Origin of the sequence: Solicola agrisoli (genome assembly GCF_049059935.1) — a bacterium.
Lineage (GTDB): Bacteria > Actinomycetota > Actinomycetes > Propionibacteriales > Nocardioidaceae > JAURVT01.
On sequence record NZ_JBMGQR010000149.1, the window covers coordinates 1 to 1,536 of the forward strand.

The 1,536-nt window shown below is 70.2% G+C and carries 2 protein-coding genes; one reads left to right on the plus strand and one right to left on the minus strand.

Annotated features, from left to right (window positions below; translation table 11 throughout):
• On the minus strand, positions 1–297 hold a 297-nt coding region (locus ACI6PP_RS23165), incomplete at its 3' end, for an NAD(P)-binding protein (RefSeq protein WP_421114114.1).
• Positions 298–406: 109 nt separating this feature from the next.
• Here ACI6PP_RS23165 and ACI6PP_RS23170 point away from each other — a divergent pair.
• Positions 407–1,536 (plus strand): MFS transporter (locus ACI6PP_RS23170; protein WP_421114116.1); only part of this gene is annotated, 1,130 nt, incomplete at its 3' end.

The window sequence follows — 1,536 nt, forward strand, 5'->3', positions numbered from 1 at the left end:
CTTGCGGTGAATCGCGGCCATGCCGTTGCCGCCGAAGCCGTGACGCTCGCCGCGGCTCCAGACCTCGATCCGGTCCCAGTGCGTGCCGTCGGTGCGCAGCGCGTCACGCAGCACCGGATCGGCCTCGTCGATGCGGCGCAGGGTCGCGTCGGAGAACACCACGCCGAACCCGAACGCGTCGGTGCGCGCGTTGCGCTCGAACAGCACGACTTCGGCGGTGGGCAGCCTGCGGCGCAGCAACGTGGCCGCGAACAGACCACCGGGACCGCCTCCGACCACCGCGACACGACTCGTCATGCCGTCACAGTAGGCCGCTCGACAGCGTATATGCAACATCTTGACGTTGACCGGTGCCTCTGCGTTACTTGTGCTCCACGTCACTCGCACCATCGACTCGGGAGCAGCCATGACCTCCACCGCCGACGCCCGTACGACGGTCGCACCGCCAACGGGCCGTGCATCGTTCGTCATCGGCCTGTGCTTCTTCGCGATCGTCTTCGACGGGTTCGACCTCGTCGTCTACGGCGCCGTCGTGCCCGACCTGCTCGCCTACGAGCCGTGGGGTCTGACTCCCCAGCAGACCGGGGCGATCGGCAGCTACGCGCTGATCGGCATGCTGTTCGGCGCGCTCGCGATCGGCTACCTCACCGACGTCGTCGGCCGCCGGGTCGTGATGATCGCGTCAGTCGCGTTCTTCTCCCTGTTCATGCTCGTCGCCGCCGTGGCCCCGAGCCCCGAGGTGTTTGGTCTGTGCCGGTTCCTTGCCGGCCTCGGGCTCGGCGGCGTCATCCCGACCGCGATCGCGCTCACCGTCGAGTACTCGACGCCTGAGCGCCGCAACGTCAACAACGCACTGATGTTCTGCGGGTACGCGGTCGGCGGAGTGCTCGCCGCACTGAGCGCGCTCGCACTGCTCGAGCGCATCGGCTTCCGCGGCATGATGGCGCTCGGCGGGCTGCCGCTCGTTCTGGTCGTCCCCCTGCTCTGGCGCTTCCTGCCCGAGTCGCCGTCCTTCCTCACGACCCGTGGCCGTCACGACGAGGCCGACGCGCTCCGCCGGGCCTACCGGCTCCCCGCGCCGCCCGCGCCCGCCGGGCCGACGACGTCGGTCTCGACGTCCGAGCGCTTCGGGACCCTGCTGCGAGGCCGATGGCTTGCCGCGACCGTGCTGTTCTGCCTCGCGGGGATCGCCGGCCAGACCCTCGTCTACGGGCTCAACACCTGGCTGCCGCAGCTGATGGTGCTGGCCGGCTACTCGGTCACGTCGTCGCTGTCGTTCCTGCTCACGGTCAACGCCGGCGCCATCGTCGGCGTCATCGTGTCGTCCGCCCTCGCCGACCGCATCGGCCCGCGCCCGGTCACCGCCGGGTCGTTCGTCGCATCGGGCTGCGCACTCGTCCTGATGGGCACCGGGTGGGCCAGCACGCCGGTGATGTACCTGCTCGTCGCCGTCGTCGGCTTCGGCTCGATCGGCGCGCAGATCCTCGTCAACGGGTTCGTCGCCACCTACTACCCCGACGCGACCCGGGCCACCGC